This is a genomic window from Xanthomonas sp. NCPPB 3761 (genome assembly GCF_041475705.2).
GTDB classification, from domain to species: domain Bacteria; phylum Pseudomonadota; class Gammaproteobacteria; order Xanthomonadales; family Xanthomonadaceae; genus Xanthomonas; species Xanthomonas phaseoli.
Map to the genome: position 1 here is coordinate 4,838,046 of NZ_CM191262.1, position 24,709 is coordinate 4,862,754.

A 24,709-nucleotide genomic window follows, 5' to 3' on the forward strand; every position below is an offset into this window, starting at 1 on the left:
GTGCGGCAGGCGCATGCGCTGGCCGCATGCCGGTGATCGCAGCGTTCTTACTCCGGGTCACGCAACTGCAGCAGCCAGTGCGCGGTGACGCCGCTGGGGCTGGGCAAGGGTTCCAGATGGAACTGGCGATACACCGGTGCACCATCGCGGGTGCGCAGCGGCAAGGTGACGTAGGCGGCACGGCCCAGGCGCAGCGCCTCTTCGAGCAGTTCGACCTTGCCGCGGGCGGCATCGTCGGCCAGCAGGGCGAGGATGTCGCAACCGATCAAGTCGGCCACTTCGGTCTGGCTGAGTTCGGCAAACGCCGGGTTGACGAACATCAGCCGGTGCGCGGCGGTGTTGGCGCCACGCTCGATGATGGCCACTCCGTCGCGCAGCCGCGACAGCGAGGCTTCGAGCAGGGTGAAATCCTGCTGGAAGCGCTTGCGTTCCATCAGTTCGATCAGCACGCGCAGGCTGCGCGCCGATTCCAGGTGCAGCGCCGACCAGCGCCGTGCGCGGCCGCGCACGGTCTGCTGCCACAGATCGAAACTCTTGCGTGGCGACAGCCGCGAATTGGGGATGTCCTGCAGCTTGGCCAGCTGCGGGTTGCCGGCCCATTTGACTTGCTGCACCTGCTCGCGGCGCGTCCACAACAAGGCGCTGCGCGATTGCGGCATCAGCGGCACGAAGATGAAACCGGCTGCCAGCGGCGCGAGGTCGGCCAGCTCGGGAAACACCTCGCCGATGGCGTCCACATGCAGGGCGCCGACCGCATCCTCGCGCAGGGCGTCGTGGTGCTCGGATTCGATGTGGTCGCGGATGCGGCGCAACGCCTCTGCATCCGGCACGCTGCCATGACGGCTGATTTCGTTGCCGTGGAAGATTGCCACGCCATCGGCATCGACCACGTCCATCAGGTCCGGGGCCATGTCGGCGAGCATGTCGACGGTCAGGTGCTCGGCGTCGTTGAAGTCGGTGATCAGTTTTTCGCGGATGGTGAGCAGCACCGACTCCAGCCGCGCCCGCCCCACCGCCTGCAGCGCGCCGATGCGCCCGGCCAGCGCGCGGGTGACCGCATCGGTGGCATCGCGCATGGCATGGCTGGTGAAGTGCGGGCTGTAGTGGTGACAGGAAATCAGCCCCCAGAGCGCATCGTTGACCACGATCGAGGACACCAACGTGGCGCTGACGCCCATGTTGGCCAGGTATTCCAGATGCACCGGCGAGACGCTGCGCAGGCTGACATCGCTCAGATCCACCGGGGTGCCCAGGCGCGGATGCAAGGTGGGCTGGATCGGCGACGGCTGGTAACGCACATCGGCGATCTGGCGTACGCGGTTGCGCAGGTACAGCGCGCGTGCCTGCGCCGGGATGTCGCTGGCCGGGTAATGCAGGCCCAGATAGGCCTCCAGTTCGGGCTGGCGCGCTTCGGCGATGACATCGCCATTCCACTCTTCGTCGAAGCGATACACCATCACCCGGTCGAAGCCGATCATGCTGCGCAGGCCCTTGGCCGCGCGCACGGCCGCTTCGTCGATGCCCACATCGCGCTCGATGCTGCGCAACAGCGGCAGCGCTTCGCGCAGGGTGACATCCATCAGGCGCGCGTCGCGCGGCTCGATTTCGATCAGCCACTGCTCCGGATACAGATGCCAGGCGGCGACCCAGGGATGATCGGTCGGCGCGCTGCGCTGCGGGAAGCGCACATCGGCGTGCAGCAGGTGCTGCGGTTGATCGTCTACTGCAAATGGTTGCGCGTCGGGCAGTTCCAGCACCTGGGTGTACGGCATGCCCAGCAAGGCATCCATCGGCACGCCGAGCAGGTCGGCGGCGGTGCTGCTGGCCTGCACGATGCGGCCATCGGCCGGTTCGATCACCAGCAACACGCCGTAGGGCTGGATCAGGCCGGGAATATGGATCGGTTCCCGCGCGCAGACATCCATATCCAGAGGTTGAGTGGGCTGATTCACGGCTGTGGCTCCGCTGCGAGGCAGGTATGGAAGTGGGCGAACATGGCCTGCGCGCCGTCGATGGCGGCGTCGCGTGCGGATGGGGTGGCCAGGCGTCGGTCCAGCGCTGCCTGGAAGCGGCGCCAGCCGGCCGGGTCGTCGTCGGCCATCTCGAAATAGCGCAGGGCGCCGGCCAGCGCGGGCTGCTGTTTGCGCAAGCTGCGAGCGATCACCCGTCCACCGAGCTGCGAGCCTTCGATGACGTACAACATGCCCCAGCGTGCGGCATCGTCGGCACTGGCGGGCAGTGCGACCGGTAGATCCGGTTGCTGGCCAAGCGCGCGCAGGTCATCGCGCAGTGCCGGCACGCGCCGGCGGTACTGCCAGCCGTTGCCGACCAAGGTGGTCAGCCAGTCGCCGAACTGTGCTTCGAAGCCGGCCAGCAAGGCGTGGTGGCGGCGCAGGATCTGCGCATAGGCCGCCGAATCGACCTGCCCCTGCGCTAACGCCTGCATCAGCGGCACTGCTTCGACCAGGCGATGGGCATCCTGGGTGGCATGGCGCAGCGCGAACGCAGCCGATGGCGGAACTGCCAGGACGTCGGAAACCATAGGGGCTCAAGGCGGTGCCGCGGCACGAAGGACACCAGCCTAGCAGTGCCTGCGCAAATCGGAAAAAGCAGACGCGAGCGCAAGCTGAATAGGTTGGCTTCACGGCTGCGCCGCGGGTGCGGTGCCGGCGCCGCGCGCCGCCCGTTTCCAGGCCATGCCCCAGCCTGCGGCCAGCAGCACAGCGGCCAGCAACCACGGCGCGCCCGGCAGATGCAGCGGCGCACCGCTGCCGATGAACCAGGCGAAGACATTGGCGAACAGCAATGGGCCGGCGATGCCGGCCAGGCTGACCAGACCGGTGAGCGCGCCCTGCACGCGACCTTGCGCGTCGGCGCCGACCTCACGGGTGATCAGGGCCTGCGCGGACGGTGCGGCGATGGCCCACAACGCACTGATCGGCACACCGACCAGGAAGGCAGCGCCGCTGTCGGCCAGCCCATAGATGATGAAGCCGATCACCCCGCAGCCCAGCCCCAACAGCAACGCGCGGCGTTCGCCGAGCCGGCGCACCAGGCGGCCGACCAGCAACGCGTTGACGATGATGCTGCAGACACCGACACCGGCCAGTACCCAGCTCACTTCGCGCGGGCCCCAGTGGTACTGGTAGCCGGCGAACAGTACGAAAATGCTGGGATAGACGTAGTGCGCCAGGTTGGCCAGGAACACCACCGACGCCAGGCCGAACACCTGTGGGTAGCGGCGCAGCAGTTTGAGCGCGCCCAGCGGATTGGCGTGCGACCAGTCCAGCCGCGCGGTGCGGCGTTCGGCGGGCAGCGATTCGGGCAGCACGAACCAGCCATACAGCACGTTCAACAGGGCAAGCCCGGCGGCAAACCAGAACGGCCAGCGCAACCCGATGCTGCCCAGCCAACCGCCGATCAACGGGCCGGCAACAAAGCCGATGCCGAAGGCAGCACCAAGCATCCCGAATGCGCCGGCGCGTTTGTCCGGTGGGGTGACATCGGCGATGTAGGCATTGGCGGTGGAGAAGCTGGCCGAGCACACGCCGGAGATGATCCGCGCCAGCAGCAGCATCGGCAGGCTGTGGGCGATCGCCATCAGGACGAAGTCCAGGCCCAGGCCCAGGCACGAGAGCAGGATCACCGGGCGGCGACCGAAGCGGTCGGAGAGCGCGCCCTGCAACGGCGAGCAGACGAACTGGATGGCAGCGAACAGGAAGCCGAACCAGCCGATCCAGCCGGCAGCCACCACGTAGTCGCCACCGGTGAAGTGGCGCACCAGATCCGGAAGTACCGGAATGATCACCCCGAAAGACAGCACGTCGATCAGGACGGTGATGAAGATGAAGATCAGCGCGGCGCGGCGGCGCCCCGGGACGGGAGCGGAATCGGGAGAGAGGGACATCGCGCGGCCCGGGGTGGTGAGGCCGGCAGTGTAGCGGCAGAGGGAGGGCAGCTACCGGCGGTGCATTGGTTGCGCTGCGTGGCCCCGCGCAGCCTTGCGTCTGGTTCGCAGTGCCTGGCCTGGCTGCCGGCCCTCATCCGCGCTTCGGGCACCTTCTCCCGCAGGCGGGAGAAGGCAGCGCGGTGGCGTGGCTGGCGTGGGTGGCGTGGCTGGTGCCGGTGATCGGTTACTCGACGCTGATGGTCTGGGTCAGGGTGTGGCTGGCGCCGGGAGCGACCTCGGTGACGTCCGGGTACGCAGTGCCTGGCCTGGTCGCCGGCCCTCATCCGCCCTTCGGGCACCTTCTCCCGCAGGCGGGAGAAGGCAGCGCGGTGGCGTGGCTGGTGCCGGTGATCGGTTACTCGACGCTGATGGTCTGGGTCAGGGTGTGACTGGCGCCGGGAGCGACCTCGGTGACGTCCGGGTACGCAGTGCCTGGCCTGGTCGCCGGCCCTCATCCGCCCTTCGGGCACCTTCTCCCGCAGGCGGGAGAAGGCAGCGCGGTGGCGTGGCTGGCGTGGCTGGCGTGGCTGGCGTGGCGTGGTGCCGGCGCTCGGTTACTCGACGCTGATGATCTGGGTCAGGGTGTGGCTGGCGCCGGGAGCCAGTTCGATGACGTCCGGGCCGGCGTTGGCCGCTTCCAGGCAGACATAGTCGCGCCAGCCCTCGCCCACGTCGGCCATCTTCTTGCCGGCCTCTTCGCCCGGGTTCCAGGCCACCAGCGAGCGGCTGCCTTCGGTAGCGATGACGATGCGGCGGCCGAGCACCGGGTCGGTGAGCGTGTAGCGGCCACCGGCGTCGATGTAGATGCGGTCACTACGGCCAGGATCGCGTGGGTCGCGCAGGCTCCAGTCGCCTTGCTGGCGGTGGGCGGTGGCGTAGTTCTCGTATTTATCCAGATAGTCCAGGCCGTCCAGGCCCTGCACGCTGACCTTGAGCGCGTCGCCGACGCGGAAGTAGTTATGCAGCGCCTGGGTGAAACGCACCGGAGCGGCACTGGTATTTTCGGTGATCAGGCGTTGCTCCAGCGTGCGGCCGATGCGCAGCGTCATGCGCAGGCCCAGCGCCAGGTCGTCGAAACGCGGCGGAGTGAGCGTGAGCACCACGGTGCCGTCGTCTTCGCGGCGGCTTTCGGTGAGTTGCCAGGCCACCGTGCGCACGAAGCCGTGGGCGGGAACGTCGCCGGTCTGGTCCTGGCGGCCGAAATACGGCCAGCACACCGGCGCGCCGCCGCGGATCGGTGTGGGCGGCTGCTTGGCGATGGGCGAGAGCCACATCACGTCCTGTCCGCCCTTGGGCACGAACGAGAGCAGCTGGCCACCGAACAGGCTGATGGCGGCGGTGGAGAACGGCGTTTCGATCAGCAGCGACGGAAACCCGTGGAAATCGCCTGTGGTCAGGCCAATGGTGTCGGACATGGGGGATGCCTTGTAAACGCTGGGGGATTGGGCGAAGGCCGGGTATGCAGCCGGCAGCTTGAACGCGGTGGGGCGGATGGGGGCGGCGCCGGCCACCGGCGGGGCGGCGCGCAGCGCGGTGAGGATGCGTTGGCCCGGACGGCCGTCGGCCGGTTGCAGGCCCAGGCGGGTCTGCTCGACCTGGATGGCGCGGCGGGTGGCGCTGCCGACCATGCCGTCGGCCTCGCCGATCTGGTAGCCACGGGCGAGCAGCAACTGCTGCAGCTCGCGCCGTTCGGGCCGGCCCAGGCCGGGGTCGTCGGTGGGCCAGGCCGCGATCAGGCCGGGGCCGCCACGCAGGCGGTCGGCGAGCAGGGCAATGGACAGCGCGTAACTTTCGGCGGCGTTGTAGGCGTAGATCGCGTCGTAATTGCGGAACACCAGGAACGCCGGGCCGGTGGCACCGGCCGGCAGCAGCAAGGCGGCCGGCGTTTCTGCCGGCAGTCCGGTCGGTGCCAGCGGTTTGCCGTCGGTGCCGAGCAGGCCGGCGCGTTGCCAGGCCTGTAGCGGTTGGCGGCGGGTGCGCCCGGCCTTGCTGGCGTCGAAGCCGCGCGGCAGGGTGACTTCCATGCCCCACGGACGGGCACGTTCCCAGCCGGCCTTGACCAGATAGTTGGCGGTGGAGGCCAGTGCATCGGGGATGCTGGTCACCAGGTCGCGGCGGCCGTCGCCGTCGCCATCCACGGCGATGCGGGCGTAGGTCGAAGGCATGAACTGGGTTTGCCCGAACGCGCCGGCCCAGGAGCCGATGAGTCCGTCCGCCGACAGATCGCCTTGCTGCAGCAGGCTGAGCAAGGCGAGCAATTCGCCGCGAAAGAACGGCTGGCGGCGGCCGGCGCACGACAGCGTGGCCAGCGACACCAGCAGCGGGTGCTTGCCGGTGACGCGGCCGTAATCGCTCTCCACGCCCCACACCGCCACGATGGTGGCCGGGTCCACGCCGGTCTGTTCGGACAGGCGGCTGAGCAGTTCGCGGTGGGTGACCAGCATGGCCTGGCCATCGGTGACGCGCTGGCTGTCGACCAGGCTGGCCAGGTAATCCCAGATGGGCGTGGTGAATTCGGGCTGCGCGTCCAGCAGTGGCAGGACACTGGGATCGGGCGCCAGCCCGGCGGTGAAGCGCTGAAAGCTGGCAGCGTCCACGCCCTTGGCAGCGGCCTGGGTCTGCAGGCCGGCCAGGCAGCGGTCGAAGGCCGGATCGGCACAGGCTGCCAGCGGCAGCAGCCCCAACACGAGCGGCAATGCGCGCCGGGACAGCGTCATGGCGCGATGGCCGGCGGGAGGGCAGAGGTCATGCAGTGGGATGCTCCTGCGCGGCAAGTCGAGCCGCCGAGCATAGCCAACCTGGATGGTGGCAGGCGTGCAGGATGGCGATAGGCGAGGCGTTCCCGGGCGAGCTCGGCGGCTCGGTGCGAGCGATGGTGCCGCCGGCCCGACTGGCTCAGCTGCCCTCGCCGGTGATCCCGGTCAGCATCGACAGGGCCGGCGCGGACGGAGCGTTTTCGGTCACTCGGCGGGTGCGGGCGTGGCGCGGTACGTCGTGGCGCGGGCCGAAGCGAATCAGTGCGGTCGCCACGCACGCCGGCAGCACGACCGCGAACACGACCGCCGCCAGAATCGCCCATTGCCAGAGATTGAAGGTTGCCATGATCCAAGTCCCCCGCGGCGGAGTTCGCCTGCGCGGCAAGCTTCGGCGATCGGCTGCGAACGCGGCGTCGACAAATGGCGGGTCTGGATGCCGTTCGTCGGGCTGAACCGGGCTTCAGGGCTGCGCGTTGGGATGCGGACGAGTCGGTTGGCTGCGCGCGTGTGCAGACGTGGTTGGGGTTGCTTGGGCTGCGGTAGCGACTGGCCCAGGTCGTGCTCAGCGCGCGTCGAGGTAGTACCAGTGGCCGGCTTCGCGCACGAAACGGCTGTGTTCGGTCATGCGCACGGCGCTGCCGCCACCGATGCGATAGCGCGCCAGGAAGACCACCTCGGCCGTCTCGGGGCCGGTCTCGAGGGTGCGCTGCACGGTCAGGCCAAGCCAGGTGGTGCGCCCGCCTTCGTCCAGCGACAGCGCGGCCGGGCGCGTGGACGGGTGCCAGCTGGCCAGCAGGTAGGCGGTATCGCGGCGCACATAGGCGCTGTAGCGGGCGCGCATCAATGTCTCAGCGTCGGGCGCGGCGGCGCCGGCGTGGTAAGGGCCACAGCACTGCGCGTAGTTGGCGGGGCGGCCGCAGGGACAGGGGTCGGTGGGTGTGGAGGTTGGCATGCGGGGATTGTGCGGGATGGGATTGGGGATTGGGGCGTTGTTTAGCGGCCTCTTATCGAACAACACGAGGCTTCGCCCCCTACCCTCACCCATCTCCCGCAGGGAGAGGGGGATCGACTGATCCCGATCCAACTTCCTGACTCTCCTACAGGACGCAAACCAGGGATGTGTCCTGACTTGTGAACCGCCATTGTAGCTTTCCTTGGATAGCGCGGGCTAGTCCAAGATGGATATACGGAACCAGGGGTGTAACCTGTTGGGCTAGCGGGGAAGTAGCGTTGTCCGTTTGGGGATGAGCTTCCAAGCCCATGACAATGAGTCCAGGATGGCTGACAGTCTCGATGCAAAGTCTGAGCTCGGAGGAGCTCTGGAAGTGTGGTCAGGGGCCACACACAACGGTAGGGACTACCGAGGTCCCTCAAAGTTCGGATGGTGGCGCCCTCGAGAGATCGAAGGTGTCACGTATGCATTCGACCATCTCTGGCCTTTCGACTTCCAGGTTTCGCGTCCTGCCAATGGAAAGTTCCCGGCGCTAGACGTGTTGGTGACCGTCAATTTCGACTGCCATGTCGTATCTGAGCAATTCGAGTCATCTATCCACGGCACAGGTGGCCCCGACGATTCGAGGATCTGGTTCGATACTGGCGGGCACAAGCGCTGCTTTGAGTTGGATCGCTACGAGCGATCCCTAGTGTTGCCGGAAATGGTCCGAGGTCTTGGAAATAGCAAGACTGCCTGCTATCGAGCGAGGAAAGACAACTACATGATCTGGCGGCCAGAGGGTGCGGGTAAGCGTGGGCCGTGCTATCAAGCTTTCTTTACGCTAACTGCTCCAGCGAGCACACCTCGTAAGGTGCTTCTCTACGTTCAGAGCGCCTATGTAAAGGAACTGCCTCATGGAGTGCAGTGGGAGAATCGCCAAAACTTTATTGGCCAATGTGCGAAGCTCATCGCCCCCTGATTGTGCTGGCGCAGACAAGCAAAAAGCCCCGCAAGCGGGGCTTTTTGTTGACGCGGTCCGGGGGTCCTCTTACCAGCATTGCTAGACCCGCTAGGCGGGTGGGCGGTTCCTGGTTACCGGCTACGGAACTCTTGGGGCGCATGCTAGCTCGGGTGTATTGCAATTGCAATACCATGCATGCCAGTTCAAGTGGAACTGTGTTTTCCTAAATTTTAACATTTAGGATTCAGGTAGCAAGCTGGGCCCAGAGCACCAGCAGCAACATCGGCAGCGACTTCAGCATGGTCAAGGACCCCACGCCCATAGTAACCACGAGCGGCGTCATCACCCACCACTGTCCCCAATGAAATCCGGTATCGCGCTGCCGAGCTGCGTAGGCCTCCTGCGGATACAGCCGCTCGACCTTTCGCAGCCCCCGGCGAGCCATCAAGGGGCCCACGATGAACCCGAAGGGCCCGAGCAGGAGCAGGCTCAGCGAGAACCAGCAGAAGAACCTCGTATGCGGGGTCATGACCTTCTTGGGAGGAGCGCGCAAGGCGCCGTCCCCACGAAAGCCACCGACGGCGCCGACGGACGTTCCAGCCATCGGATCCTTGCTCATTGGGTGAATGCCCTCCAGATGCTATCGGCCTTGGCATAGCGCAGGCTCTTGTTGACCGGGAGCGGGACTTGACGACCTGCAATCTCGAGCACCACTTGGCCGCGGGTGTCGCAGCGGTAGCCGTCCGCGCCATCGGCTTGGGTGCAACCGCTCAGCTCGAAGTCCCGGACCTCCAGGACGCGCCCGGCGCCGCTCTGTTCCAAGAGGGTGGCCAGCGCCTGCTTGGCGTCGCCCGACGAGGGTTTTCCGCTGCACGCGGTGAGGCCAACGGCCGAGGCCAGGGCGGCCAGGCCAATCCATGTGTTTTTCATTCTGTCGTTCCTTTGCTGGGTGGTGCGGGCCGGCAGGCCGGCCCGCAAGAGGGATCGGAGGCGGGAAGGCGAGTGCCTGCCTACCGGTCGCGGTTGCCGTCGGGCTTGAACCCGGCGATCCACATCCGGGTGTCCTTAAATGGGGTGAGGAGGCCGCTGGGCCCCGGGTGCAGGTCGGCGGTCTGGAGGAAGCCGGACACCCACGCCACCCGGAGGGCTACATCCACCGCCTTGTCCGAAACACCAGGTCGAGAAACGTTGACGACGAACGGCTGGGCCGGCGGATTCGGACCGGTGGACCGCTGAGTGCCGGTGTTCGGCTTACCGGGCGGCACGCGAATGCCGTTGAGCACGTCCCGGCCTTTCCAGAGAGCCGGCGTGTTGAGCTCCGCCACCTCGCCCAGGTCATCGGCTTCCGTAACGGCTGCATCGGCGCACGTCCGGAACGTCTCGGTGCTCGATGCCGTCGGGCTCGTCCAGATGCGGGCCTCCACGGTCCAGCAGGGCAGCGACGAGCCCCACTCAGTGAAGGTCAACGCCACACGGGGCCAATCCAGTTTTCCGAGCTGTGCCGACTGATGGTTGTCCCCGTTGAAGAGGCCCTGGATCCTCCCGGCACCAGCAACGGGGGTGTAGATGGCGCCACCGCTCGCCTGGCCCGTGCCGTTTCCAAAGGCTTTCGGCTTGATGCCGACCATCTGCTTGCCGGTGTCCGCCAAGCCCTTACCCAACTGTCGGAAGAAGCCAGGCTTCTGCGGAAGGCTAGACGCGTCTTCTTGTGCTTTCGCCGCCGTTGAGCCAAGCGTCAATGCTAGGAGCGCAACAAGCACTCCCCGTCCTGGAACTGCCATAAGCCCTCTTTGGGTGCGTGGTTGTATCTGCCATATTGGCAGATAAGTGCGCTAGGATGCTAGTCGGTGCAGACTTGCGGGTCAGCCCTTGGTTAGCTCGCTATGCCTGCACCCCTGCCCACCAGTTCTGTCTTTGGTCGTCGCTTGCGCGCGGCCAGACGTGTGGCGGGCCTGTCGCAGGTCGAACTGGGAGCGATGCTGGGAATGAATGAGAAAGCCGCCTCGTCACGCCTCTCCCGCTATGAGCGAGGAGAGCGCGAGCCGGATCATGAGACCCTGGCTGCCTTGAGCGATGTCTTGGGGGTTCCGGAGGCATACTTCCACGCCGGATCTGATGTCTTGGCCGAGGTCATCCTGTTGGTCGCTCGGCTGCCCGAAGAGCGTCAGCAAGCCGTGCTAGACCTCGTCAAGAGCCATCTGACTTCCGACGGCTCTTCAGGCTAGCTCTGGGCGACTTGAGCGAGGCCGTAGAGCGGTCGCCGAGACCCATCGATAGAAGGCTTCTCACGATGGCGAGGCCTTTTTTGCGGCCTCGCCCGGCTTGGTTGCATGAAGCCTATGAGACAATCTGATGATGAGCATTGCACGTCCCCGCCCCCAGATGGACCCCGCGCTCGGGAAGAAAATTCAGCGCATTCAGCAGGACATCCGAGAGGAATACCTGGCCGATCATCAACACCCCTGGGTCATCGGCTTTTCCGGTGGCAAAGACAGCACCCTTGTTACGCATCTGGTCTTCGATGTCCTGATGTCTCTTGCTCCGCACGAGCGGACGCGAGAGGTTCATATCGTGTCCAATGACACCCTTGTGGAAAGCCCACTGGTTGTCACCCACGTTGCCACGGTCCAGTCAGAGATCGACCACGCGGCCAATGCTTGGCGGATGCCGGTTCGAGTGGTGACCACACGCCCTGAAACGGATTCCACCTTCTGGGTGAACCTGATTGGCAGGGGATACCCGCCACCGAACAGGTCGTTTCGCTGGTGCACGGACCGGATGAAGATCCAGCCGACGAGCCAATACATCCGTTCGCAAGCAGACATGGCAGGGCAAGTGATCCTTCTTCTGGGCGTCCGACGCTCAGAGAGCTCCACGCGCGCCGCTACCGTTGCTCGCTACGACAACGGTGAACGGCTCAATCGGCATAACGACCTTCTCAACTGCATGGTCTTCCGCCCCATCGTGGAGCTGTCCACTGACGAAGTTTGGGAATATTTAGCCTTCACGCCCCCGCCGTGGGGAGGGTCGCACAGCGCGCTGATCCAGCTCTACATGGACGCAGGCGCGGCCGAATGCCCGACCGTGTTGTCCCAGGATGATGCGCCAGGCTGTGGAACCTCGAACTCTCGGTTTGGCTGCTGGACATGCACAGTGGTAGAGAAGGACAAGAGCCTTATGGGGTTCGTCGAGGCGGGCTACGGCGAGTTCAGCCCTTTGATCAATTTTCGGGATTGGCTGGCTGGGATTCGCAATGACCCCGAGCGTCGTTTGGCTCGCCGCCGAAATGGCAAGTTGACCATCACCAACGATGGGGTCTTTATTCCAGGCCCCTTCACTTTGGAAACGCGTCGAGAGGTTCTAGACCGGGTTCTGGCGCTCGAACGGGAAACCAAGAGCAAGATCATTGAGGAGTCTGAGGTCATCCGAATTCGAGAGATTTGGGCCGAAGACGCCAGCATGTTTGCCACCAGGTCTGTGGATGAAGCACGGGCCGTTGCAGGTTCCAAGTAAGGACACAGGGGGAAGATTTAGGGATGGTCTGATCAATGCGGCCAGAGGATGCGTCGACCCGCATCGGTAGCGCTGACTACGCTCACACCTTCGGTTTTTCGCTGTTTCCAGCGCATTCTCGGGGCGTTCTCCCCATTACAGGCACAACTTCCCAACGGCAGGCATCAACTGCTTCCGCTTCAGCCACAGGTTCGACAGCGCAAAGAGCGTCAGCACCTGCGCGGTGTTTTTGACCAGGCCGCGATAGCGCACCTTGGCATAGCCAAACTGGCGCTTGATCACCCGAAACGGATGTTCCACCTTCGCACGCAGGCTGGCCTTGGTGTGCTCCCAGCGCTTGGCCAACTTCAGTTCGCGCTTGTTCTTGATCTGCTTCAGCTTCGAGGGCTTCTCCGCGATCAGGTAGCGTAGCTTGCGCTTGCCCTTGATCTCATCGCGCTTCTCAAGCCCGGTGTAGCCGCTGTCCCCACACACCGTGTCTTCCTTGCCATGCAGCAGCTTGTGCGCTTGCGTGATGTCCGCCACGTTGGCTGCCGTGCATTCCACGTGGTGCACTAGGCCGGATTCATCATCCACTCCAATGTGCGCCTTCATCCCGAAGAAGTATTGGTTGCCCTTCTTGGTCTGGCGCATCTCCGGATCGCGCTCACCGTCCTTGTTCTTGGTCGAACTGGGCGCAGAGATAATCGTGGCATCCACAATCGTCCCGCCGCGCAGGCTCTGACCCTTGCGCGACAGATGCGCGTTCACCCGATTGAACAGCTTGCGCGCCAAATCGTGCTGCTCCAGCAGATGGCGAAAGTTGAGAATCGTCGTCTCGTCCGGCACCTCATCCAGCCCGCCGATCTTGGCGAAACGGCGCATCGACACCGTGTCGTACAAGGCTTCTTCCGCCGATGGATCGCTCAATGCATACCACTGCTGCAAAAAGTGGATGCGCAGCATCGTCTCCAGCCGATACGGCTGTCGTCCCGGTTGCCCCGACTTCGGATAGTGCGGCTCGATCAGCCCCAGCAGCTCCTTCCACGGCACGACCTGCTCCATCTCGGCCAAAAACACCTCACGCCGCGTCCGCTTGCGCTTGCCGTCGTACTCCGCGTCGCCGAAGGTCAGCTGCATCGAAATCGTCTACTCGGGTCGATGATCGATTGTGGCAGATCAGGACGGATTGTTCAGAGTTTCCTTAGATGCCACGTGACGTCGTAACGCTTTTCGCCCAAGAGGCGGGCAACAAGTTGATTCGTAAACACTGCCGTCAGATCGGCTTGCCGGTGAACGACCTCCGCAGGCTCGTTGAAGAGGTTGTCGACAAGAGCACGATGCAGCGCCGTCATGGCCTCTGGGAGGCCTTCGACGAAGTGCTGGGTGAGACGTATGAAGAGGAGGCCGACAATGCATCTTGAGTCGATCAGTCTGCGAGACTGGAAGGCTTTCGAGTCGGCTACCTTTGAGTTTCCTACGCCCGGTAAGACTAAGAACGTCGTTGTCATCGGCGGGCGCAACGGCTTTGGTAAGACCTCGCTGTTTGAGGCATTGGCATTGGGCTTGTTCGGCCGCGATGGCTTGCGACTGGTGCTGCGCGCAGGCATTGCCAGCGACGAACAAGGGCGGGCGCAGTCATTCAAAGAGTTCATGGAGCGCGCCCTTTTCGGTAACGCGCTTGCAAATGGCCGCTCTTCCTGTCGTATCGAGCTGAAGTTCATCGATGATGGCGGTGATCCCATTTGGATCGAGAGGACTTGGTATTTCAATGACCAAGGCAAGCTGAAAGCTGGCGAGTCGGCCGAGCAACTCAAGATTTTTCAAGGCATTGGTCGGCGGGTCATTGGGCCTGGCCGAACCGAGCATGACGTTGAGGGCTGGTATCGCGACTGGGTGTCCAAGACCTTCATCCCTACATCGTTGGCAGGGTTCTTCCTTTTCGACGGCGAGTCAGCAGCCGTGTATGCCGAACGGGACATGGGCTCCCAGGTGCGGGAAGGAATCGAGGGGCTGCTGGGCTTGAACTGGCTCAAGCAGCTGCAAAAGGACCTCCGCACCTATGCAAACACTAAGCGTAGCCAGGTCCCGAAAGGGGTCAGCAATGAGGCCATCGCTGAGTTGGATTCGGCTGTCAGCAGCATGGAAGAAGAGTTGGCGCGCTACGAAGATCGGCTGCAGACCATTGAGAACGAAATCCGTGACAGCGAAGCATTGCGCGACTCCTTGACGCGGGAGCTGGGCTACGGAGCAGGCACCAGGGCCCAGTTGGAGGAGCTAACCCGTGAGCAAGCCGACTACGAAAAGCGCTACAACTCTGCACAAGACCAACTCGTAACCGCAGCGCAGTCAGATCTACCGTTAGCGCTCGCCGGAGGGATACTGCTTTCAAAAGTTGAGGCGCGTCTGGACCAAGAAGCACGCTTGGACCAATGGGAAGCTGCGCTCTCTCAACGGGATGATCGCACTGCAAGCGTCCTTGAGTTCTTGAACGAACAGCTGCCGACGGTAGAGCCCGAGCTTCTGGAGCGCCAGGTGGATGGTGTTCGCGCGGCCGTGGAGAAGGCTTTGGAACGATTGTGGTTCCCGCCTCCGGGGGATGTAGCCGATTCTTTCAGGCACGCGCACGCTCGCGGGCCGATGCTCCAGCGGGTCTTGGATCGTCTTCGCGATGCCAAGGCTGTGTCCTCCGCGAGCATCGTTGAACTTCTCGAGACCATGGAGAGCAGTTCTGCCAAGCTTCGCGAAGTCTCCGCTGTCATTCGTTCGACTGAGGGAGCTACGCCGCAGGTCGAAGAAAAGCGCGACCAACTAAACGAAGTGAACACGAAAGTGGGCCTGATGCGCGAAGAGCGCGGCTCGTTGACCAACATGGTCAAATCTCGCGGGGCCGACTTGGAACAAAAGCGGCGCGAGCTGGGTCGCCTGACCGGGCATCTGGACCAATCAGAGCGGCCGGCGCAGTTGGCAGGTCGTGCTGAGAAGGTCGCGGAAATGCTGGGGAATCTGGTTGAAGAAGCCTGGCCCCTGCAGTCTGACGCCGTGGCAAAAGCGATGACGCGGGGCATTCGTGCCATGGCTCATCGCAGTGACTACTTGCGGGACGTTACGATCAATGAGGAGGGCGCCGTTGAACTGGCCTCCCCAGACGGCCGAGACCTACGTCAATACGACCTGTCGGCCGGCGAAAAGCAAATCTTCACCCAAGCGCTTTTTTCAGCCATCGCTGAAGTGTCCGAGCGAACCTTCCCATTGGTTGTAGACACGCCACTGGGTCGGTTGGACGAGAACCATCGACTGAACGTGCTGAAACACATCACCAGCCGCAAGGGGCAGGTCATTCTGATCTCCACGGATACAGAGGTGGTTGGTCAGTTCCTTGCCGCGATACGCGCCAAGGTGGCTAAGTTCTACATCATCCGAAACAAGGTCGAGGGTGGCGTGGCTCGTAGCTGGTGCGAGGAAGGCTATTTTGATGGGCAGGGAGTCTGAAATGAGCAATGGAACAAACGACTACCTGACCCTGGAAGTGGTTGCAGGCACGGCTTTTCGCTCGACCGCTGACACGGATGAGCTGTCCCAGCGTGTCAAAGATCGACTCGGGTTCGGGTCTTTCAACATCCCTGCGCGGCTGGCTTTGGCCCGCTCTTTGGCCATACCTGCGCCGCCCTCCAAAGCGGAGGGTGAGGTGGGCCGGACCATCAAGGGTGATGTGTTGTTTGGGACGGGGGCCGACCTAGCCAGTTGGGTGTCGCTCCTTATCGAGCATGCTGGCAGTTCGCTCACCATCAAGGACCTGCAAAGCGTCGTCCAGCGACACTGGGCGAGGGGCATGAAGATTCTATCTGAGGAGCTCGATGCTTCCGATGGCGACAACTCTGAGTTTTGGCGCCGTCTGGCTGAGAGCGCTCTGCCAGAGGTGACAGAAAAACGTCGTAGTGGAACCTCCGCAGCCGTGGCAGAGACATCGCGCGGCCCGGTGCCCGTGCGCATGGGTGAGATCGGTCACGATGTGTCGAGCAACGAAGAAGTCATCTGGACGCTCAATGCTCCTGGAGGCAGTCCTCATAGTGCTTTCATGGGTGGCGTGGGGAGTGGTAAGACCCGCACAGCAGCATTTGTCTTGAGATCTATCGCTGAGCAGACCAACGTGCCGTTGTTGGCGTTCGACTTCAAGGGGGACATGGCGGACAAGCACAACGCGTTGGATAAGGCGTTTGGTGCGGTCGTTCTATCGCCGCCGAACATCACCATTCCTTTGGACGTGTTCGCCTTTTCAGACAACAGCAAGCACGGGGTAGTGAACACCGCCCAGCGCTTGCGAGATAGCCTGAGCAATCTCAAGCAGAACAAGCTAGGGGACCAGCAGCGCCGTCGCCTAAACGATGCCTTGGAAGAGGCGTTGCGCACCCGCCATCCCTGCACCCTGGAAGACGTGAAAGAGTGTCTTGAGGACGTCTACGCGTCTGCCGGGGTCAAAGAAGATGGCGCAGTCTCCATGCTGGTCGATCTGTGCAGGCTTCCGCTCTTTGAGCCCAAGATGACGCCGGAAGAGTTCTTCTCCCGGTCGTGGATCATCTCGTTACCCGCCAGCGTCCCGGAACTCGTTCGAGTGACGGTCGTGGCGTTGTTAACGGATGCCCTAGAGCGCTTCATCAACTCGAAGCAGGATTCGGACACCGATGCCGAAGGCAATCGCTCGCTCCGCATCATGTGTGTGATCGATGAGGCCCACCGCGCTTTGGAAGCCAGGCTCCCAGGTTTGTCGAACCTCATCCGGCTTGGCCGTTCGAAGGGTGCGGCCGTCATGCTCATCTCGCAGAAGCCGGACGACTTCGAGGGCGAGGACGACGATTTCTTGTCGGAGATGGGGCTTTTGGTGTGCTTCGGCACGAATGCACGAGAGGCTTCAGTCAAGCGCATCTTGGGGGCAGGGGCTTCCCTAACCTCTCTCAAGAAGGGTGAGGCTTACGTTCGCGCCCGCGGCGACATGAAGTCGCGCAGGGTGCTGGCATGGAAATAAAGTTAAATCTAGTCTGAAACATGCGCTGGACCTAACTTGTCCAGCGCATGCTTATCAAATCAGAGAGGGATGCCTTGCCTAGCGGCGTAACGCATCGCAGGTGTGAGCAATTTCAGGTCAAACTCAGACACGTGCTCATGCATATATTTTGCAGCAGCTTCTCGTAAAGCAACGTCAGCTTGCACACGCTTTAGACAAGCACCAGGAGCGAACTCTCTGCCATCGAAATCCGTTGAGAAGTAGCGTCGGGTTTTGGATCCGTTTGACGTCAGTAGGTCGAATACGACTTCGCCATTGACATGGCGCTGGCGCAGCTCTTGCGCTACTTCCTCAAGATTTTCTTGAGGTAGGGATGCACCCGTGGACATCACGACAACAGCGAAAGCCTCAGTAGGCGAGTGAAGAACAACAAAGTTTTTCATGTGCCTCCCTTAGTTCCTTCAATGTGTTGGTGAGCAACTTCAATCGTATCCAAAACATCGTTAACGAGCGCAACAGCAACATCGCGGGACTCAAGAACACGAGTGTTAACGCCTTGTGCATCCATGTGGAACAACCTGTGACGCTGACCCAACCAAAGTGCGGGGCGTGTCCTAGATTTTGTGTAACCGGGCCACAGGCAGGAGACTGCCACCTAACCCGGAGACACCATGAGCCCACGCACACATGAGGTACCCGACGAGCTGCTTAGCAGCCTGTTGGTCAACTACACCAAACCCGAGGGTAATCCCCCCGCCCATTAGCAGACGCCAGAAGTGGAATTTTCTCGTATCCTTTCTCGAGGAGGTTCCATGAAGAAGTCCCGCTTTACCGACAGCCAGATCATCGCCGTGCTCAAGCAGGCCCAGGCCGGTGCGCCCGTGCCGGAGCTGTGCCGCGAGCACGGCATCAGCTCGGCCACGTTCTACAAGTGGCGCAGCAAGTTCGGCGGCATGGACGTGTCCATGGTCGCGCGCATGAAGGAGCTGGAGGAGGAGAACCGCCGGCTCAAGAAGATGTACGCCGAGGCGCAGCTCAGTACCGACCTGCTGAAGGAAGCGCTCGCAAAAAAATGGTGAGGCCATCTCAGCGACGCGAGATGGCCCAATCGGCGGTCACGAGCGGGCGTACGAACATCCGCCACGCCTGCCAGGCCTTCGCGGTGAGCGAGACCTGCTTCCGCTACCAGGCCAAGGCCAGCGAGCGGGCGTGTCCTAGATTTTGTGTAACCGGGCCACAGGCAGGAGACTGCCACCTAACCCGGAGACACCATGAGCCCACGCACACATGAGGTACCCGACGAGCTGCTTAGCAGCCTGTTGGTCAACTACACCAAACCCGAGGATCTGATCGGCGAGAACGGCCTGCTCAAGCAGCTGACCAAGCGGTTGGTGGAGCGGGCGCTGGACGCGGAGATGACCGAACACCTCGGTCATGACAAGCATGAGCCGGTCGCCAACGCGGCCGGCAACACGCGCAACGGACGCAGCCGCAAGACGCTCAAGGGCGAGTTCGGCGAGCTGCCGATCGAGATTCCGCGTGATCGCCACGGCAGCTTCGCGCCACAGCTGATCCCCAAGCACCAGACCCGCTGGGCCGGCTTCGATGACAAGATCTTGTCGTTGTACGCGCGCGGCATGACCGTGCGCGAGATCCAGTCGCACCTGGAGGAGATGTACGGCACCGAGGTGTCGCCGAGTCTGATTTCCTCAGTCACCGATGCGGTCGTCGAGGAGGTCAAGGCGTGGCAGGCGCGGCCACTGGATCCGGTCTATCCGATCGTCTATCTGGACTGCATCCACGTCAAAGTGCGCGAGGGCGCGGTGCGGGTCAAGGCGGTGTACCTGGCCATCGGCATCACCATGGGCGGCGAGAAGGAAGTGCTGGGCCTATGGCTGGCGCAGGCCGAGGGTGCCAAGTTTTGGCTGCAAGTCGTGACGGAGCTACGCAACCGCGGGGTGCAGGACATCTTCATTGCCTGCGTCGATGGCCTGAAGGGGTTTCCCGAGGCGATCGAGGCGGTGTTCCCGCAGACCACCGTGCAGCTGTGCATCGTGCACATGGTGCGGCACAGCCTGAACTACGTCTCGTGGAAACGCCGCGCCGAGGTTGCCGCCGATCTCAAGCGCATTTACGCCTGCGCCACCGTCGAGGAGGCCGAGCAGGCACTGACCGAGTTCGAGGCCAAGTGGGACGCCCAGTACCCGCCCATCAGCCAGTCATGGCGGCGCAATTGGTCACGACTGATCCCGTTCTTCGACTACCCACCGGAGATCCGCAAGGTGATCTATACGACCAACGCCATCGAGTCGGTCAACATGAGCCTGCGCAAGCTGACCAAGAACCGCGGCGCGTTCCCCAGCGACGAAGCCTTGATGAAACTGTTCTACCTGGCTCTGCGCAACATCACCAAGAAATGGACGCTGCCGATCCGCGACTGGAAGGCTGCGCTGAACCGCTTTACGATCCAGTTCGAGGGGCGACTTCCTCAGCGGTAACCCAAACCACGGTTACACAAAATTCTGCACACGCTCGATCCGCGACTGGAAGGCTGCGCTGAACCGCTTTACGATCCAGTTCGAGGGGCGACTTCCTCAGCGGTAACCCAAACCACGGTTACACAAAATTCTGCACACGCTCGTTCCGCGTCGTCCAGTGTCTGAGCCCCGGCTAAAAAAACCAAGTCGGCCACACGTTGGCGTCGTTTCATTTCTTCCCGCTTCGCTGTTTGCTGCTCCTTGGCTTCGCGCCGCTGGTTGGCTAAAAGTTCCTTCGCTTGCAGCTGGGCCAACCGGTCCATGGCCCGTCCGATTTGGTCGCGGTAGTGATTCGTTGCGGTCATGCGCTTCTCCCTTGGTCCTGGTATTGAGTCAATCAGGGAAAAGCGCCTCGTCAAGTTTCGACCGCTTCCAAAAATTCGAAGGTTGCCGAATCGTTCAAGTCTGAAAAACAGGAGCTTTCGAGAATAAGCAAGAGCGCACCTAGGCGTTCCTGCGGAACGCGTGCGCAAAGGGCTTCGCCCCTTGAACCCCAAGCGCCGAGGGCGCTTGCGCAAATCCAAAGCCACGGCATAAACGAAGCAACCCCACTGTTTCGGAGTCTTATGGCGATCTATCACGCGAACCTCAAAACCTTTAGTCGCGCCAAGGGCCACTCTTCAGTGGCCGCTGCCGCTTACAGGGCAGGCCTGCTGCTCGCCGATGAGCGCACTGGCACGCGCCACGACTACCGTCGCAGGGACGGCGTGGTCGAGACCCGGGTCATCGCTCCAGAGCATGCGCCGGACTGGGCGCTGGTCCCCGCCGAGCTCTGGACCGCGGCGGAGGCCGCCGAGCGTCGCAAGGATGCCACCGTGGCCCGCGAGTTCGAGTTTGCGTTGCCCCACGAACTGGACGACGGGCAGCGGTCGGCCTTGGCGGTCGAGGTGACCAGGGCCTTGGTTAACCGATACGGGTTTGCCGCCCAAGCCAGCATCCACAGCCCTGGCGCCAAGGACGGACTGAACTACCACGTCCACGTGCTGGCCACGACGCGACGCGTCGGGCCCGATGGCCTGGCCGACAAAACCCGTGAACTGGACGGCGGGCCATCGGGCAGGGCCGAGGTGGAGTGGGTGCGAGAGCTGGTGGCCGCCAAGACCAACGCCCACCTGGCAGCGGCCGAGCTGGACGCGCGGGTGGATCACCGCAGCCTTAAAGCTCAGGCGGACGAGGCCCTCGCCAACGGCGACTTGGCCACCGCCGCCGTCCTCTCTCGCGAACCCACTCAGCACGTCGGCAAAAATGGCACCGCCATCGAGCGCCGAGGTGGGAAGTCGGAGCGTGCCGAGGTCAACCAAGCGGTGGAAGAAGCGAACGAAGAGACCTTCCGCAAACTGGTGGCACTGTTCGAGGACCAGGGCCGGGCGATGCCTATGCCGGAGGGGCACAACCAGGCCCAAGCGCTTCGCGAAGCCCGCCGTCCCCCGGCCGTCCTTTCCCTTCCGCTGACTTCGGGCCAAGGGCAGATCGTGGTCAACCGCCGCCTGGCCCGGGCGCTCCAAGGGCGCAGTGGCACGGAGGAAGGTGAGGGCACCGCATCAAAACCGCCGCCCAGTGCGGATGAACTGTTCGCGGAAGCGGTCGACCTATGGGCCCCGATCCTTGACCAGGCCTTGGCCCAAACCCTCCGTGCCACCCGGCAACTGCTCGCCTGGGCCAAGGAGCGAGCATTGGCGTTCGCGGAGAACACGCGGCTGCCATCGGACCTCAAAGAGCTGGTTCGCCGTCTTCGTCGCTTCAAGACCAACCTGCTGAAGTTCTCTCGTCGCTTGGACGCGCTGAGACGAGCCGAACGGCTTTGCCACATGGCGGAACAGTCCTGGGAAGACTTCACCGCCAACCACGCGCAGCCTGGCCCCTCTTGGAGTTCCAAGGATTGGATGCAGCGGCGGGGGCGGCGCCTGTCCACTCTGGAAATGCGCACCCAGGAACTGGCAGAGGTTCGCGCCCTGGTGACCCCAGAGCAGCAGACGATGTGCGAGGAGGACGCCGAGGTCGCGGGCAAGCACCTGGAGGCATGGAGCCAGGAAATGCTGGGACGTTACCGCCTAGCATCGGAACCGGCGGAGCTCTTGGATGGTCAAGATTTGGCGACGCCCGCCCCAACGTTGACGCCTGGAGTTCATCGCCGGCCACGCCTCCACTGAAACGACAACGCCCCGCAGTGCGGGGCGTTTGCTGTTGAGGGGTTCGTTTCTCAGTGAAGCGTTGGCTTCTTCCGCGGCGTGGCGGTGGGGTCGGGTGCCGCTTTTCGCTGCCGGTTTGCCCGCCATTGTTCTTGACTCACCATCTCGCGGACGATGAGCGCTTCCCGAGTCCGAGGTTCTTCGGAAGGCTGGGGCGGGTCGTAATCGTAGGTGGGCGGCGCGCCATCTTGGCCGCTCTGCTGACGCATCAGTTCGGCGGCGACATCCAGCGAATAGCGGATGTCCAACATGCTTCCGGGAATGGTCCTATTGGATTGCTGGGACAGCAGATGGCCGAGCAGTTGGCTTGCGATGCGGAGTTGGGTTTCAGCGGGCATGGTGCTCCTTTCGAGCGTTGAGGGATTGCCTGCATACAACCGCGTATTCAGGAACCCACAAGCACAAAGGGCGAGCCCTGGTTCACACATCTGAACTTTAGTCAGACTGTCTGTGCCGCAGCGAGCGGCTTGGGTGCGAGGCCTACCGACCAGCCACCCGTCTGCTCGTAGTGGGTGGTCAACAGGTCATAGGTTTTGACCATGTTGAGCAGGCCCGAATGGCCGTAGACGTTGGGCGAGAAGGACGGATCGGTTCGTTTCAAATACTGCCCGAGCGCCCCGAGCCCAACCTTGCCCTCGGAGGTGTCTCCCGCGAGCAACGTCACCGCCTCGACTAGGAACAGGGGGCGGCGTTTCGGCAGCGGCTTGCCATCGGACTTCCTGGCCTCTTCCTTGGCTGCCTCCGTTTTCGAGGCCTCCGGCTCGTCCGCTTGCCGCTTCGCTGTGGCTTCCTCTTGGGCCGTGCGGTCCCATTCGAAGAACTGATCGCAGGCGTTGCGCAGGGCGTCCGGGGTCTTGGGCTCCCCGACGATGCACACCGTGGCGCCGCGCTCCCGGAGCTTGCGGCAGAGGTAGGAAAAGTCCGAGTCGCTGGTCACCAGGCAAAAGGTGTCGGCACGGCCGTCGAAGTGGCATGGTTGCCGTAGCCGCGACGCAGCACGACCCGACCGAACTGGGCCACCATGCGCAGGGCGTGTTCCACGATGTCGGTGGGCACGTTGTCGCAGTCCACCAGGACCGCAACGCGGGATTCGTGCGGAAGTCCAGGTGTGCTCATGTGGATTGCTTCCTTGGCTTGGATTGTTTCTTGCCCGGCGTTGGTTCTTCGAGCAAGGGGAGAAGAGCGTCCAGACCGAGACCGTAGGCCAACACCGAAAGCCCCGGCGACACACCCCGGAGCCCGTCCAGCTTTTCCTTGGCGGTAAAATCCCGGCTGTAAGTCACGTGGTGCTCGTCGTCCAACTCATGGCCCACCAACTGGGCCCGGAGCTCGGACACCACGCCCTCGCCCTGCAACTCTTGAATCAAGGTCTTGCGGAGCGAGTGGAATCCTCGCTTGGCCTTGGGCCAGTTCTTACCCACCTCGGCCAGGTGCCGGCTAAACGCCTTGGATATCCAGTTGCCTTGGCCGTTCTTCGCATCGGCCTTGGCCGCCGGGAACAAGCGCTCCTGGCCCTCGGCGCGCGCCCGCTCGACCCAGGCCAGGAAACCCAGGGCGAGGAGATCGGGGTGAATCGGCACAATCCTCAAGCTCTTGTCCGTCTTCACTCTCTGGTGCTCTCCCTCGTCCGAAATCTGGAAGCAGGGAAGGCCGCCTTCTTCGACCACGTCGGAGGTCAGCAGTTGGCCGACCTCCGAAGCGCGGGCACCGGTATACAGACCGATGAGGGACGCCCACCGCGCGGCCAGGGGCAGGCCCTCGAAGGCCGCGGGTGCGAACAAGGCCTGGACCTGGTGGGCGTCGTAGGCTTTGAAGCCGAACTTGCGTCGGGCCCGCTTCTCCCGAGTGGAGTAGCTCACGTGCCCGGACGCGGGGTTGTCGCCGCGGGGGTAGTGGCCCGACGCCTGGGCCCACTCGAAGAACCCGCCCTTGCCGCCGATGTAGGACTGCTTGTTAGTTAGGGTTGGGGTGGAGGCCTTGTTGTCCCGCATGTGCTGATACCACCGGGCCAGGTCCGAGCGGGTGACGGTGTGCAGCTTGGTCTTTTCCCCGAGAAAGCGGGTCAGCAGGTCGATGGCGGTGCGCTTGATGGTCCAGGTCTTGGGCAGGGTGCTGGCTTTGATGCTATCAAGCCACGCGTCCCGGGCCTTGCCCAAGGTGATGGTCTCGATGACCGCTCTGGCTTCAGTTTCGGTCTTGGCTGGATGAACAAAGTCCTCCGCGAAGACCCGCCGCCGGCCTGGCTTGGGCGGGGGCGGTTCCGGGTAGGACGCCAGCTTGGCCTCTAGCTCCATCATCTGCTTGTAGAGCTTGATGTCCTTGGGGCTGTCGATTTCCCAGCGCTCGGACGTGGTGCCGTCAGGCGCCCGGGTCCGGTGCAGGGTCAGCTCTGCAATGCCGTTGGGGTTGTTGGTCAGCCGAGCGATGAGCTCGTCCACTTCCTGCGGAGTCATCTTGGACACGCGTCGTTCCCTCAACACGGTGAAGGCCTGAGCATAGCCGGCCGCCAACACCAACGCGCGCATCCGCGCGTCTTTCATGTCGCAGGTTTGCAGGGTGCGCTTGAAGGTCTGGCGGCCCACGACCAACTGGAGGTCTACGGGCACCCGTTGCCGGAACGACCAGAGGCCAGACGGTGCACGGGAGAGGTGATGAGGGATGCGCATGGGGCGTCATGTGTCCCGCCTTGCGTTCCTGTAGCCCAGTCTTTACGCCAACAAAAAACCCCTGCGTAAACAGGGGCTTGCGTAATCTGGCGGAGAGAGGGGCTTTGGATGCCGTGACCTGATGTTGCACGGTCTCCATTGCGTGTGCGTGGGTGACACGGGGCGGGCTTCGGCTCGCTACTGCTGATGCTGATACTGCAACTGCCGACGCGGCTACACCTGC

25 protein-coding genes and 1 pseudogene are annotated in these 24,709 nt (G+C 63.3%); 10 read left to right on the forward strand and 16 right to left on the reverse strand.

Annotation, left to right across the window (positions count from 1 at the left end):
* Window positions 1-47 precede the first annotated feature (47 nt).
* From bphP to ACCQ00_RS20945, 3 genes are all read right to left on the reverse strand, one after another.
* Window positions 48-1,952 carry a bacteriophytochrome BphP gene (gene bphP / locus ACCQ00_RS20935; RefSeq protein WP_039575599.1) on the reverse strand — a complete coding sequence of 635 codons (1,905 nt, stop codon included), beginning with the start codon at window positions 1,950-1,952 and terminating at the stop codon, window positions 48-50.
* Window positions 1,949-2,542, reverse strand: coding sequence for a biliverdin-producing heme oxygenase (locus ACCQ00_RS20940; RefSeq protein ID WP_039575597.1), 594 nt, complete (start codon window positions 2,540-2,542; stop codon window positions 1,949-1,951). Before ACCQ00_RS20940 ends, bphP begins: the two co-directional genes overlap by 4 nt.
* A gap of 99 nt (window positions 2,543-2,641) precedes the next feature.
* The gene (locus ACCQ00_RS20945) at window positions 2,642-3,907 is read right to left on the reverse strand and encodes a TCR/Tet family MFS transporter (protein ID WP_039575594.1); all 1,266 of its coding nucleotides are present in this window, start codon (window positions 3,905-3,907) and stop codon (window positions 2,642-2,644) included.
* A gap of 182 nt (window positions 3,908-4,089) precedes the next feature.
* Here ACCQ00_RS20945 and ACCQ00_RS20950 point away from each other — a divergent pair, with 182 nt between their 5' ends.
* Window positions 4,090-4,338, forward strand: a complete 249-nt coding sequence (locus tag ACCQ00_RS20950) for a hypothetical protein (protein ID WP_236493573.1) — start codon at window positions 4,090-4,092, stop codon at window positions 4,336-4,338.
* Between the two features lie 165 nt (window positions 4,339-4,503).
* Here the strand turns inward: ACCQ00_RS20950 and ACCQ00_RS20955 are convergent, their stop codons facing one another.
* From ACCQ00_RS20955 to ACCQ00_RS20965, 3 genes are all read right to left on the reverse strand, one after another.
* On the reverse strand, window positions 4,504-6,666 hold the full coding sequence (locus ACCQ00_RS20955) for a lytic murein transglycosylase (protein WP_372354026.1): 2,163 nt from the start codon (window positions 6,664-6,666) through the stop codon (window positions 4,504-4,506).
* A gap of 178 nt (window positions 6,667-6,844) precedes the next feature.
* Window positions 6,845-7,051: a hypothetical protein gene (locus tag ACCQ00_RS20960; RefSeq protein WP_039575672.1), complete on the reverse strand. Its 207-nt coding sequence runs from the start codon at window positions 7,049-7,051 to the stop codon at window positions 6,845-6,847.
* Window positions 7,052-7,267: 216 nt separating this feature from the next.
* On the reverse strand, window positions 7,268-7,657 hold the full coding sequence (locus ACCQ00_RS20965) for a YchJ family protein (protein WP_017166597.1): 390 nt from the start codon (window positions 7,655-7,657) through the stop codon (window positions 7,268-7,270).
* Window positions 7,658-7,982: 325 nt separating this feature from the next.
* Between ACCQ00_RS20965 and ACCQ00_RS20970 the strand changes: the two genes are divergently transcribed.
* Entirely contained in the window at window positions 7,983-8,618 is a 636-nt protein-coding gene (locus tag ACCQ00_RS20970; RefSeq protein WP_503290771.1) for a YjaZ family protein, read from the forward strand.
* 226 nt (window positions 8,619-8,844) lie between these two features.
* Here the strand turns inward: ACCQ00_RS20970 and ACCQ00_RS20975 are convergent, their stop codons facing one another.
* From ACCQ00_RS20975 to ACCQ00_RS20985, 3 genes are all read right to left on the reverse strand, one after another.
* Entirely contained in the window at window positions 8,845-9,219 is a 375-nt protein-coding gene (locus ACCQ00_RS20975) for a hypothetical protein (RefSeq protein WP_080950263.1), read from the reverse strand.
* Entirely contained in the window at window positions 9,216-9,530 is a 315-nt protein-coding gene (locus tag ACCQ00_RS20980) for a hypothetical protein (protein ID WP_039575675.1), read from the reverse strand. Before ACCQ00_RS20980 ends, ACCQ00_RS20975 begins: the two co-directional genes overlap by 4 nt.
* An 80-nt stretch (window positions 9,531-9,610) precedes the next feature.
* Window positions 9,611-10,381: a hypothetical protein gene (locus ACCQ00_RS20985; RefSeq protein ID WP_039575679.1), complete on the reverse strand. Its 771-nt coding sequence runs from the start codon at window positions 10,379-10,381 to the stop codon at window positions 9,611-9,613.
* A gap of 162 nt (window positions 10,382-10,543) precedes the next feature.
* On the opposite strand from ACCQ00_RS20985, the gene ACCQ00_RS20990 reads away from it, so the two are divergent.
* Both ACCQ00_RS20990 and dndC read left to right on the forward strand, forming a co-directional pair.
* Window positions 10,544-10,825 (forward strand): helix-turn-helix domain-containing protein, encoded by a 282-nt coding sequence (locus ACCQ00_RS20990; protein ID WP_052756665.1) that lies wholly within the window; start codon window positions 10,544-10,546, stop codon window positions 10,823-10,825.
* A 130-nt stretch (window positions 10,826-10,955) separates the two neighbouring features.
* Window positions 10,956-12,113 (forward strand): DNA phosphorothioation system sulfurtransferase DndC, encoded by a 1,158-nt coding sequence (gene dndC, locus ACCQ00_RS20995; protein ID WP_236493574.1) that lies wholly within the window; start codon window positions 10,956-10,958, stop codon window positions 12,111-12,113.
* A 135-nt stretch (window positions 12,114-12,248) separates the two neighbouring features.
* On the opposite strand, the gene ACCQ00_RS21000 is transcribed toward dndC, so the two are convergent.
* Complete coding sequence (locus ACCQ00_RS21000; protein WP_022557821.1) at window positions 12,249-13,232, reverse strand: IS5-like element ISXfu1 family transposase; 984 nt, start codon at window positions 13,230-13,232, stop codon at window positions 12,249-12,251.
* 68 nt (window positions 13,233-13,300) lie between these two features.
* On the opposite strand from ACCQ00_RS21000, the gene ACCQ00_RS21005 reads away from it, so the two are divergent.
* Genes ACCQ00_RS21005 through ACCQ00_RS21015 form a run of 3 tightly spaced genes read left to right on the forward strand, consistent with a single transcriptional unit; the run spans window position 13,301 to window position 17,115 of the window.
* A complete protein-coding gene (locus tag ACCQ00_RS21005) occupies window positions 13,301-13,516 on the forward strand; it encodes a DNA modification system-associated small protein (protein WP_017154970.1) in 216 nt (71 codons plus the stop codon).
* Window positions 13,506-15,584 (forward strand): DNA sulfur modification protein DndD, encoded by a 2,079-nt coding sequence (gene dndD / locus ACCQ00_RS21010; protein ID WP_039584029.1) that lies wholly within the window; start codon window positions 13,506-13,508, stop codon window positions 15,582-15,584. The genes ACCQ00_RS21005 and dndD overlap by 11 nt, the downstream gene beginning before the upstream one ends.
* Window position 15,585: 1 nt before the next feature.
* Window positions 15,586-17,115, forward strand: coding sequence for a DndE family protein (locus tag ACCQ00_RS21015; protein WP_039584031.1), 1,530 nt, complete (start codon window positions 15,586-15,588; stop codon window positions 17,113-17,115).
* 59 nt (window positions 17,116-17,174) lie between these two features.
* Here ACCQ00_RS21015 and ACCQ00_RS21020 read toward each other — a convergent pair whose 3' ends face one another.
* Window positions 17,175-17,537: a type II toxin-antitoxin system RnlB family antitoxin gene (locus ACCQ00_RS21020; protein WP_080950264.1), complete on the reverse strand. Its 363-nt coding sequence runs from the start codon at window positions 17,535-17,537 to the stop codon at window positions 17,175-17,177.
* Window positions 17,538-17,906: 369 nt separating this feature from the next.
* Between ACCQ00_RS21020 and ACCQ00_RS21025 the strand changes: the two are divergent.
* Window positions 17,907-18,298 (forward strand): annotated as a pseudogene (locus ACCQ00_RS21025) (transposase); the annotation flags it as partial.
* Window positions 18,299-18,365: 67 nt separating this feature from the next.
* The gene (locus tag ACCQ00_RS21030; RefSeq protein ID WP_011345585.1) at window positions 18,366-19,592 is read left to right on the forward strand and encodes an IS256-like element ISXax1 family transposase; all 1,227 of its coding nucleotides are present in this window, start codon (window positions 18,366-18,368) and stop codon (window positions 19,590-19,592) included.
* A gap of 68 nt (window positions 19,593-19,660) precedes the next feature.
* Here the strand turns inward: ACCQ00_RS21030 and ACCQ00_RS21035 are convergent, their stop codons facing one another.
* Window positions 19,661-19,936, reverse strand: a complete 276-nt coding sequence (locus tag ACCQ00_RS21035) for a hypothetical protein (RefSeq protein ID WP_236493321.1) — start codon at window positions 19,934-19,936, stop codon at window positions 19,661-19,663.
* A gap of 261 nt (window positions 19,937-20,197) precedes the next feature.
* Here ACCQ00_RS21035 and ACCQ00_RS21040 point away from each other — a divergent pair, with 261 nt between their 5' ends.
* Window positions 20,198-21,781, forward strand: coding sequence for a MobA/MobL family protein (locus ACCQ00_RS21040; protein WP_039584000.1), 1,584 nt, complete (start codon window positions 20,198-20,200; stop codon window positions 21,779-21,781).
* A 50-nt stretch (window positions 21,782-21,831) separates the two neighbouring features.
* Here the strand turns inward: ACCQ00_RS21040 and ACCQ00_RS21045 are convergent, their stop codons facing one another.
* The 4 genes from ACCQ00_RS21045 to ACCQ00_RS21060 all read right to left on the reverse strand — a co-directional run bounded on the left by ACCQ00_RS21045 (window position 21,832) and on the right by ACCQ00_RS21060 (window position 24,486).
* Window positions 21,832-22,158 (reverse strand): hypothetical protein, encoded by a 327-nt coding sequence (locus tag ACCQ00_RS21045; protein WP_039583999.1) that lies wholly within the window; start codon window positions 22,156-22,158, stop codon window positions 21,832-21,834.
* A gap of 101 nt (window positions 22,159-22,259) precedes the next feature.
* The gene (locus tag ACCQ00_RS21050) at window positions 22,260-22,757 is read right to left on the reverse strand and encodes an NYN domain-containing protein (protein ID WP_236493322.1); all 498 of its coding nucleotides are present in this window, start codon (window positions 22,755-22,757) and stop codon (window positions 22,260-22,262) included.
* Window positions 22,754-22,936, reverse strand: coding sequence for a PIN domain-containing protein (locus ACCQ00_RS21055; protein WP_052763246.1), 183 nt, complete (start codon window positions 22,934-22,936; stop codon window positions 22,754-22,756). Before ACCQ00_RS21055 ends, ACCQ00_RS21050 begins: the two co-directional genes overlap by 4 nt.
* Window positions 22,933-24,486 carry a site-specific integrase gene (locus ACCQ00_RS21060; RefSeq protein ID WP_039570001.1) on the reverse strand — a complete coding sequence of 518 codons (1,554 nt, stop codon included), beginning with the start codon at window positions 24,484-24,486 and terminating at the stop codon, window positions 22,933-22,935. Before ACCQ00_RS21060 ends, ACCQ00_RS21055 begins: the two co-directional genes overlap by 4 nt.
* Window positions 24,487-24,709 lie beyond the last annotated feature (223 nt).

Excerpts from the sequence above, each read along its gene's own strand:
- ACCQ00_RS20945 (WP_039575594.1), bottom strand. The coding sequence starts at position 3,907 with ATGTCCCTCTCTCCCGATTCCGCTCCCGTCCCGGGGCGCCGCCGCGCC.
- ACCQ00_RS20980 (WP_039575675.1), bottom strand. The coding sequence starts at position 9,530 with ATGAAAAACACATGGATTGGCCTGGCCGCCCTGGCCTCGGCCGTTGGC.
- dndC (WP_236493574.1), top strand. The coding sequence starts at position 10,956 with ATGAGCATTGCACGTCCCCGCCCCCAGATGGACCCCGCGCTCGGGAAG.
- ACCQ00_RS21020 (WP_080950264.1), bottom strand. The coding sequence starts at position 17,537 with ATGAAAAACTTTGTTGTTCTTCACTCGCCTACTGAGGCTTTCGCTGTT.
- ACCQ00_RS21040 (WP_039584000.1), top strand. The coding sequence starts at position 20,198 with ATGGCGATCTATCACGCGAACCTCAAAACCTTTAGTCGCGCCAAGGGC.
- ACCQ00_RS20970 (WP_503290771.1), top strand. The coding sequence starts at position 7,983 with ATGGCTGACAGTCTCGATGCAAAGTCTGAGCTCGGAGGAGCTCTGGAA.
- ACCQ00_RS21015 (WP_039584031.1), top strand. The coding sequence starts at position 15,586 with ATGAGCAATGGAACAAACGACTACCTGACCCTGGAAGTGGTTGCAGGC.
- ACCQ00_RS20960 (WP_039575672.1), bottom strand. The coding sequence starts at position 7,051 with ATGGCAACCTTCAATCTCTGGCAATGGGCGATTCTGGCGGCGGTCGTG.
- ACCQ00_RS20975 (WP_080950263.1), bottom strand. The coding sequence starts at position 9,219 with ATGAGCAAGGATCCGATGGCTGGAACGTCCGTCGGCGCCGTCGGTGGC.
- ACCQ00_RS21030 (WP_011345585.1), top strand. The coding sequence starts at position 18,366 with ATGAGCCCACGCACACATGAGGTACCCGACGAGCTGCTTAGCAGCCTG.
- ACCQ00_RS20965 (WP_017166597.1), bottom strand. The coding sequence starts at position 7,657 with ATGCCAACCTCCACACCCACCGACCCCTGTCCCTGCGGCCGCCCCGCC.
- ACCQ00_RS21045 (WP_039583999.1), bottom strand. The coding sequence starts at position 22,158 with ATGCCCGCTGAAACCCAACTCCGCATCGCAAGCCAACTGCTCGGCCAT.
- ACCQ00_RS21060 (WP_039570001.1), bottom strand. The coding sequence starts at position 24,486 with ATGCGCATCCCTCATCACCTCTCCCGTGCACCGTCTGGCCTCTGGTCG.
- ACCQ00_RS21055 (WP_052763246.1), bottom strand. The coding sequence starts at position 22,936 with ATGAGCACACCTGGACTTCCGCACGAATCCCGCGTTGCGGTCCTGGTG.
- ACCQ00_RS20940 (WP_039575597.1), bottom strand. The coding sequence starts at position 2,542 with ATGGTTTCCGACGTCCTGGCAGTTCCGCCATCGGCTGCGTTCGCGCTG.
- dndD (WP_039584029.1), top strand. The coding sequence starts at position 13,506 with ATGCATCTTGAGTCGATCAGTCTGCGAGACTGGAAGGCTTTCGAGTCG.
- ACCQ00_RS20985 (WP_039575679.1), bottom strand. The coding sequence starts at position 10,381 with ATGGCAGTTCCAGGACGGGGAGTGCTTGTTGCGCTCCTAGCATTGACG.
- ACCQ00_RS21005 (WP_017154970.1), top strand. The coding sequence starts at position 13,301 with ATGCCACGTGACGTCGTAACGCTTTTCGCCCAAGAGGCGGGCAACAAG.
- ACCQ00_RS21035 (WP_236493321.1), bottom strand. The coding sequence starts at position 19,936 with ATGACCGCAACGAATCACTACCGCGACCAAATCGGACGGGCCATGGAC.
- ACCQ00_RS21000 (WP_022557821.1), bottom strand. The coding sequence starts at position 13,232 with ATGCAGCTGACCTTCGGCGACGCGGAGTACGACGGCAAGCGCAAGCGG.
- ACCQ00_RS20955 (WP_372354026.1), bottom strand. The coding sequence starts at position 6,666 with ATGACGCTGTCCCGGCGCGCATTGCCGCTCGTGTTGGGGCTGCTGCCG.